Origin of the sequence: Streptomyces sp. NRRL S-646 (assembly GCF_000720765.1) — a bacterium.
In the GTDB taxonomy this organism is placed as follows: Bacteria; Actinomycetota; Actinomycetes; order Streptomycetales; family Streptomycetaceae; genus Streptomyces.
The window spans coordinates 1-7,459 of record NZ_JODC01000054.1; the positions used below are offsets into that span (position 1 = coordinate 1).

6 protein-coding genes and 3 pseudogenes are annotated in these 7,459 nt (G+C 69.1%); 4 read left to right on the top strand and 5 right to left on the bottom strand.

Annotated elements, in window-relative coordinates:
* Positions 1–110: 110 nt before the first annotated feature.
* A pseudogene (locus IH68_RS54830) lies at positions 111–266 on the bottom strand (transposase); the annotation flags it as partial.
* A gap of 417 nt (positions 267–683) precedes the next feature.
* Here IH68_RS54830 and IH68_RS58945 point away from each other — a divergent pair.
* Positions 684–875, top strand: a pseudogene (locus IH68_RS58945) (Tn3 family transposase); the annotation flags it as partial.
* A 225-nt stretch (positions 876–1,100) separates the two neighbouring features.
* On the opposite strand, the gene IH68_RS57570 reads toward IH68_RS58945, so the two are convergent.
* The 3 genes and pseudogenes from IH68_RS57570 to IH68_RS51225 form a co-directional block, all read right to left on the bottom strand.
* Positions 1,101–2,234: an FAD-dependent monooxygenase gene (locus IH68_RS57570; RefSeq protein ID WP_234341853.1), complete on the bottom strand. Its 1,134-nt coding sequence runs from the start codon at positions 2,232–2,234 to the stop codon at positions 1,101–1,103.
* A 15-nt stretch (positions 2,235–2,249) separates the two neighbouring features.
* A pseudogene (gene mca / locus IH68_RS58950) lies at positions 2,250–3,083 on the bottom strand (mycothiol conjugate amidase Mca); the annotation flags it as partial.
* 35 nt (positions 3,084–3,118) lie between these two features.
* Entirely contained in the window at positions 3,119–3,988 is an 870-nt protein-coding gene (locus IH68_RS51225) for an alpha/beta hydrolase fold domain-containing protein (RefSeq protein ID WP_051834160.1), read from the bottom strand.
* A gap of 103 nt (positions 3,989–4,091) precedes the next feature.
* On the opposite strand from IH68_RS51225, the gene IH68_RS0148680 reads away from it, so the two are divergent.
* On the top strand, positions 4,092–4,727 hold the full coding sequence (locus tag IH68_RS0148680; protein WP_037886659.1) for a TetR/AcrR family transcriptional regulator: 636 nt from the start codon (positions 4,092–4,094) through the stop codon (positions 4,725–4,727).
* 126 nt (positions 4,728–4,853) lie between these two features.
* Here IH68_RS0148680 and IH68_RS0148685 read toward each other — a convergent pair whose 3' ends face one another.
* On the bottom strand, positions 4,854–5,813 hold the full coding sequence (locus tag IH68_RS0148685) for an SMP-30/gluconolactonase/LRE family protein (protein ID WP_030950220.1): 960 nt from the start codon (positions 5,811–5,813) through the stop codon (positions 4,854–4,856).
* A 98-nt stretch (positions 5,814–5,911) separates the two neighbouring features.
* On the opposite strand from IH68_RS0148685, the gene IH68_RS0148690 reads away from it, so the two are divergent.
* Together IH68_RS0148690 and IH68_RS0148695 are read left to right on the top strand one after the other, a co-directional pair.
* Positions 5,912–6,364: an Lrp/AsnC family transcriptional regulator gene (locus IH68_RS0148690; protein WP_030950221.1), complete on the top strand. Its 453-nt coding sequence runs from the start codon at positions 5,912–5,914 to the stop codon at positions 6,362–6,364.
* A 291-nt stretch (positions 6,365–6,655) separates the two neighbouring features.
* Positions 6,656–7,000, top strand: a complete 345-nt coding sequence (locus IH68_RS0148695; protein WP_030950223.1) for a hypothetical protein — start codon at positions 6,656–6,658, stop codon at positions 6,998–7,000.
* Positions 7,001–7,459: the final 459 nt, after the last annotated feature.

Here is a 7,459-nt window from a genome sequence, read left to right on the forward strand (position 1 = left end):
TCTCGCCAGCCGCGTTCCGCACTGAAGACTCACCAGCACCAGATCATCAGTGGTCGCAAAACTAGCGATAACACCGCACCATAGACGAAAACGACCTCTAAGAAGTCATCTCATTTGGTGAGTCTGCGGTAGCAGACAAGGGTGCAGGCGATGCTGGTGAAGGCCAGGAAGTGCTCGGCTTTGCGCTCGAAGCGGCGGTGCAGTCTGCGGCATCCGGCGAGCCAGGATATCGTGCGTTCTACGGTCCAGCGGTGGCGGCCCAGGCGGGAATCGTGGCATTGGCCAGGCCTGGGCCCGAGTCGATCGAGACCACATTTGCGCCCCGGCGGCTCGGCCGAGATGTCAACTCTCGTACGTAGACGGCGGTGTGTGCCCGGTTCGCGGTCAGTGGGTCGGCATTCTCCCGCTCGCACATCTCCAGGTACTCGGCCAGCCCCCGGGCGTAGGCGTCGATCGTCCGGGGAGCCCGACCCAGGTCCGCTCCACACCCGCAACCACCCGGCGGCCTGCTCGTGCCTGCCGAGCACCGGCCACTTCTCTTCCAGCACCACCGTGCCCAACACATCTCCTCAGTCCGTGGTCGTACCGCAGGGAGATTCTCCGCTGCGGTCGGATTCCACGTAACTGATGACTACCTGGCCGGACCCGGCCTGCGCCGGGAGATCCGCGGCGGGCTCCAGGTCGTGGAGAATTGGAACAGCGCGAACACCGTGCTCCACTACGGCAAGGATGGCGCTCTGACCGGTCCGGACGAGGAGCACGCCGAGACCTCCATGCTCGCCCTGCACCTGCCGCAGTCCGCGCTCGTGCACGTCAACACCCTGCTGGTGCAGCAGATCCTGGCCGAACCGGTCTGGGCATTGAGGCTCAGCGACGAGGACCGGCGCGGCCTGACCGCGCTGTTCGGGTCCGATGTCAACCCGTACGGCACCTTCCGCCTGGACACGGACAAGCGCCTCGACTGGGGCCGGCCGCCGTCGTACCCCGCCCACGTACACCAGGCGTCCTCGCCGACCAATCGCGTCGAGATATGGGATGAAGGACGTGCGAGGCTGTGCCGAGTCCTTCCGTTGCTTCTCCATCTGGGCCGGCCGTGGTCGTCAGGTCGGCAGGAGCGGTTCCGGCCCGGGATCGGTTTCGGGCGCGTGGACCTGGGTCGCCATGGCGTCGAACATCTCCTGCGTCGGGCGGGCGAAGACGTATTGGCTGCCCTGGACGCCGAGGGCCTGGTGGTGCTCGACATAGGGGCGCATGGCGTGTTCGTAGGCGGCGAAGGCGGTGGAGTGGTCGCCGCCGGCCGCGGCCAGTTGCTCGGCCAGGACGTAGGCGCCGACCAGGGCCTGGGAGGTGCCGCGGCCCGAGGTCGGGGCGGCGCAGTATCCGGCGTCTCCGAGCAGTACGACGCGGCCGGTGGACCAGGCGTCCATGCGGATCTGGACCATGGCGTCGAAGTAGAGATCGGCGGTGCTGTCCAGCTCGGCCAGCAGAGCAGGGGCCTGCCACCCCAGGTGCGCGGCACGGGACTTGAGGATCTTCGTCTGCGCCGTGCGGTCGTTGCGGTCGACGGGCAGCAGTTGATCGGCCTTGAACAGCAGTCCCACCCGGGCCTGCCGGTTGTCCTTGACGGTGAACACGCTCAGCGCCGCCGTCTCACCGTCGCCGGTGGCCATGCCCTCGTGGTCGAGCCCGAGGTGGTTGTCGGCCTCCCAGTAGGCGTAGTAACAGCCCAGGTAGTGCGCGAAGGCTTCCTCGGGGCCGAAGGCCAGTCGGCGGACCGCCGAATGCGCTCCGTCGGCGCCGATCACCAGGTCGAAGCGTTCCGGCGGGGCGTGCTCGAAGGTGACGTGCACCCCCTGGTCATTCTGTGCCAGCGCCGTGACGGAGTCGCCGAAACGGTAGGTGACCCCGGCCTCGGCGGCGCGGTCGTGCAGGATCTCGATCAACTCGTCGATGAGCACCTCCAGTTCACCGGCGTACAGCACGGCCGGTATCACGGCGTACGGTTCGCCGGCGGAGTCCACCACGGTGCAGTCGCCGATACCGGTGTCGCGCTCCTTCACCCGGTCGAGTAAGCCCATCCGTTCAAGGACGGTCAGGGCCGGGCCGCGGAAGTCGACGGCCTGTCCGCCGCTGCGCAGCGCGGGAGCGCGTTCGACGACCGTGGGGGCGTACCCGTGCTGCGACAGCCAGTACGCCACCGTCGATCCGGCCACCCCGCCGCCGGAGACCAGCACCGTGGGCCGCTCGGCGCGTATCCCGGCGAACAGGTCGTCCTCGGGGAGGGTGACCGGGACGTGGGAGCGGGCCAGGTGGTAGTCCTCGGTGGGCCATACCTCACGCTCCACGGCGCGGTCGTGGAGCATGAACCCGGCGTGCGGGTCGATCTGGGTGGCGTGTGCCAGCAGCGCCTTGTCGCGCACGGGGAAGTGCTCGGCGCACCGGATCCGGGTGGTGAACTGCGGCTCCTCGCAGGGTTCCGAGCCGAACTCGGCGAGCACCGCTGCCATTCCGGAGGCCATGCCGCGGGCGGTCATGCCGTCGTGGAGAGCCTGGAACCAGGCCCTGGACAGGGCGCCGTGATAGTAGAGCTTGAGCGGCTGCCAGACGGGCCCGGCCCCGGGGAAGCGGCCGGGGTCGCTCGCCGCCTCGAAGGCGGCGGCGGTGATCTCGTGGGTTCGGATGTGGTCGGGGTGCGGATAGCCCCCGGTCTCGTCGTAGGTGATCAGCACATGGGGACGGAAGTCGCGGATCAGCGCCACCAGCGGCGCGGTCGACTCCTCCAGTGCAGTCGCGGCGAAGCAGCCGTACGGCAGCGGCTCGCCGTCCGAGGGCAGACCGGAGTCGGCGAAGCCCAGGAAGTGCTGGCGGATGCCGAGGATGTCGCGGGCGGCGGCCATCTCCGCACGGCGGATACGCGGCAGGTCGGCGCGGACCTCGGGCCGGTCCATCGCGGGGTTGAGGACGGTGCCGCGCTCGCCGCCGGTGCAGGTCACGACGAGGACGTCGGCGCCCTCGGCGGCGTACTTGGCCAGCGTCGCCGCGCCCTTGCTCGACTCGTCGTCGGGGTGGGCGTGCACACTCATCAGGCGCAGGGGTTCTTCTGGGGTGACGCGCAGGTTCATGCGGTCCTCTCGTGGGTCCACTGCGCCAGGCGGCGCAGGAAGGTGTCAGTGGCGGTGGTCGGGGCGTCGGCCAGCAGGGCCAGGTGGAAGACGTGCGGGAGGTCCTCGTACAGGTCGAGGCGCGCGGGGGTCCCGGCCGCGGTCGCGGCGGCGGCCAGCCGGCGGGCGTCGTCGGCCAGCACTTCGGCTCCGCCGGCGATCACCAGCAGGTCGGGCAGGCCCGACAGGTCGCCGTGAAGCGGGGACTGCGGCGCGGCGTCGGGCCGCGCCCCGGCCAGGTACTGGGTGCACACCGTCTCCAGTGCCGCCTTGCTGATGGTGTCGCGGCCCTGATCTACCGTCAGGGAGGGGCTGGAGAGCGTGAGATCGGCGAGCGGGGAGACCACGACCGCGGTGGCCGGCAGCGTGTCCCCGGCCGCCTTGAGCGTCAGCAGGGCGGAGAGCACCAGGGTGGCGCCGGCCGACTCGCCGAAGTGCACGATGCGGCCGGCGGGGACACCCTGCTCGATCAGGCTGCGGTGCACGGCGGCCACGTCCTCAAGGGCCGCCGGATACGGGTGTGCCGGGGCGAGCCGGTAGTCCACGCCGAACACCGGGCGGTCCGTTGCCTGCGACAGGCGGTGGGCGAGCGCTCGTTCGGCGCGGGGCTCGGTGCCGGCGAAGCCGCCGCCGTGGACGTAGAGGACGACCCCGGCCTCGGCGGGGGCTTTGCCGGATGCGTTGGTCCACCGGCCGGGCACCCCGCCGGTGGCGGGGAGCGCGGGGGCGAGGTCGGTATCGGCGGGCGCATCCGGGACGCCGTGGGCCAGTCGGGCCAGTCGGTCGCGGACGGCGGCCGATTCGGCCGGGGTGATGCGCGGGTTCACTCGGTTCCTTCCCACTTGCTTTCTTGGGCGGACATAAACTTAGGTGCGACACACTGAAGGGTCAACCCTATTTTTAGGTCCGACCTACGTTAGGATGGCGTGCATGACCGCTGGACTGCGAGAACTGAAGAGGCGACAGACCCGCCAGGCCATCTCCGACGCCGCGACACGGCTGTTCCTGGAGTACGGCTTCGAGGCGGTGACCATCGCCCAGATCGCCACCGCCGCGCAGGTGGCCAAGATGACCGTCACCAACTACTTCCCTCGCAAGGAAGACCTCGCCCTCGACTTCCACGAGACCTTCCGCGGCAGCCTCGCCGCCGCACTCGGCTCCCGCCGCGAGGGCGAGTCCGCGCTGGCCGGCCTGCACCGCGAGTACCTGGCGGCCGTCGCGCGCCATGACGCCCTCGCCGGCTTCTGCGGCCCGGACTTCGCCCGGATGATCACCAGCAGCCCCACCCTCGGCGCCCGCCTGCGCGAACTCCACGAACAGCGCGAGGACGCCCTCGCTGCGGCGCTGACCGCCGAGACCGCGACACCCACAGGAGCCCTCGCCCCCCGGGCGGCCGCCGCCCTCCTGGCCGCGGCACACCGCACCCTTTTCCATCACGCTCTCGACCTCGCCACCGCAGGCCGCACGAACCAACAGATCGCAGCCACCTTGAGCACGGCAACTGACGAGGTCTTCGGCCTGCTTGCGCCCTCCCTCGCCGACTACGCCGTGCGCACTGCCGCGTAGCGCCCAACGGGAAAGGGTCCTGACCCGAATCGCAGCCCGGGCCCCCTCAGGCCCCCGACGGCGAGCCCGTGTGACCGAGTGGTCCAGTTGGCCTCTCCGTCCAACTGGACCACTCACGGCCGGGGGTCACCGGGATGTCGGGGCCGGCCGGGGTCGGCGCCCCGGACCGGTCGGGTGCGTGCCCGTGACGCCCATGGTCACCGAGTAGAGGCTGGTCCGCGCGGTGATGAAGAGACGGTTGCGCTTGACGCCGCCCCAGGAGATGTTGGCCACCTTCTCGGGAATGTCGAGCCGCCCGATCAGCGTGCCGTCGGGGTCGTAGCAGTGCACCCCGTCGTCCATCGCGGCCGCCCAGAGCCGACCGTCGTCGTCGAAGCGGAGGTTGTCGAAACGGGCGTTCTTGCGGCATGCCGCGTCGGCGAAGACCTTGCCGTCGGAGAGTGTGCCGTTGTCCCGTACGTCGAAGACCCGGATACAGCCGGCCCGGGTGTCGGAGACGAAGAGCTGTCGCTCGTCGGCCGAGAAGACCAGGCCGTTCGGCGCCGCGCAGCAGTCGGCGACCAGGCGTACTTCACCGCTGTCCGGGTCGATGCGGTAGACGTTGTTGGCGCCGATCTCGCTCTCGGCACGGTAACCCTCGTAGTCGCTGGTGATGCCGAAGTCCGGATCGGAGAACCAGATGGATCCGTCCGACTTCACGGCTGCGTCGTTCGGGCTGTTCAGTCGCTTGCCCTGCCAGTGATCCGCCAACACCGTGACAGTGCCGTCGTGCTCGGTTCGCGTCACCCGGCGGTTGCCCTGCTCGCAGGTGATCAACCGGCCCTGGCGGTCAAGGGTGTTGCCGTTGGTGTGCCCGGCAAAGCGACGGAAGACGCTGACCGCACCGGTCTCCTCGTCCCAGCGCAGCATCCGGTCATTGGGGATGTCACTCCAGATCACCTGCCTCCAAGAAGGAAGGTAGATCGGCCCCTCGGCCCAGCGGCAACCGGTGTACAGCACCTCCAAGCCGCCATCGCCGTTCATGCACCGCCCCGTACGGAACCGGTCGTCGAGCATCTCGTACAGCGCAGGGCGCTCGCTGGTCATGGGTCCCCTCCCCATAGATATGCCGAATCTCCTTCGGCCCGATGAGGAGATTGCAAGATGCGCTATGGTCTACGCAAGGCTATTCCGAATGGAGAGTTGTGGATCACATTGACCGCGCCCTGCTGGCGGAGCTTCAGCGGGACGCCACCCAGTCCTATGCCACGCTGGGCCAGGCCGTGGGCCTGTCCGCCGGCGCGGCTCATGAGCGCGTACGCAAGCTGCGGGAGCGCGGCGTCATCCGGCGCACCGCGGCGGAGGTTGACCCGGCAGCGGTGGGCGGCAGCGTCCTGGCCTACGTGATGGTCGACTCGACGGCCTGGATGGGCGACTCGGCGAAGGACTTCGCCGCGCTGCCCGAGATTCTGGAGGCGCACGTCATCGCCGGCAGCGCCTCGGTGCTGGTGAAAGTCAGGACCACGACCACCGAGCACCTACAGGACGTGCTGCGCAGGATCTACGCCATCGACGGAGTCAGCGGGACCCAGGCGACAGTTGTGCTGGAGACGTTCTTCGAGCGGCCGGTCTCCCCGCAAGCCGCCCACCAGGCGTGACCTTGCGCAAGTCATGGACGGTTGAACGTAGCTCCGCGGGCCAACCGCAGCGCTCACCCGGGCCAACTGGAACGCTCACGGGCCAACTCAAGCACTCGGTCACAGCCAGGCATGGCAAGAACTGGCGTTGCGCGGTTGGTGTTTCAGGTGGTCACCTATGAAACACCCCAGCGGAGTCGGACAGGTTGAGGCCGAAGACCACCCGTCCGTGTAAGACCCTGGCCATTTCCCGTCCGCAGGCGGCAAGTCGCGCCGTACGGTGACGCCCTGATCGTTGAGGGGAGACAGAAAGTGCCCGAGGGGCAGCAGCCCGCAGCCGACTCCGCTATCGACTACAGCAGGCTCGGTCTTGGTGACCACATCCCCGGCGTGGTGCCGCTGGTGGAGGTCAAGACCCCGCACAGGGTCGTCTTCGGGATCGACGCCCTCGGCCAGTGGAGGATCGAGGTACACGCCCAGGACGGCACCTCACTGGAGGCTGCCCGGTGGTGGACGTACGCCGTCGGCATGGGTGGTGGACGCCGCGGCGGCCGGGGGGCGTTCGTGGAGCGTGTCTTCGACCCGGCCCGTATCCGCCCCCTGCTCGATGCGGATGCCCTGCGCGAGCAGGAGGCGGTCGCCTGTAAGGCAGGTTAGGCATGCCGGCAGACGGGTCTCCACCCGAGGTGGACGCTGAACGATTCCAGCGAATGAGCGAGACCCCCGCCATCGAACTGAGGGAGTGCGGTGTCGCAGTCGTGACGTGCGCCCGCTCTCGTCCGCGCATGCCGTTCCGGCTCGATCGCGGTATTGGTGGGCACTTGCATTCAACTGTCGCGTGTTGATGTGGGGCTTGTTGAACGCTGCGCCACATCGGTCACGCAGAGACATACGGCACTCTGTGGCAGCTTCAGGAGTCCAGCCGAGCGGCGGTCCGTCGCGTCGTACGGTGGTGCCTTTACGCCATCCGCGTCGCCCCTGGGCCCGACCGGGCTGATGCTGCCGCGTAGCCCGCTAAGAGGTCGTTTTCTCCCTTTGTTTCATCCCGGAATCGGCGGTTGGTGTAGTTTTGCGGGGTCGCGCCAGGAGACGGTGGTCTCGCCGGTGAGGCGGCGG

Bases quoted from the DNA above. Each gene is read 5' to 3' on its own strand.
- IH68_RS0148680 (WP_037886659.1), top strand. From the start codon at position 4,092: ATGACCGCTGGACTGCGAGAACTGAAGAGGCGACAGACCCGCCAGGCC.
- IH68_RS0148685 (WP_030950220.1), bottom strand. From the start codon at position 5,813: ATGACCAGCGAGCGCCCTGCGCTGTACGAGATGCTCGACGACCGGTTC.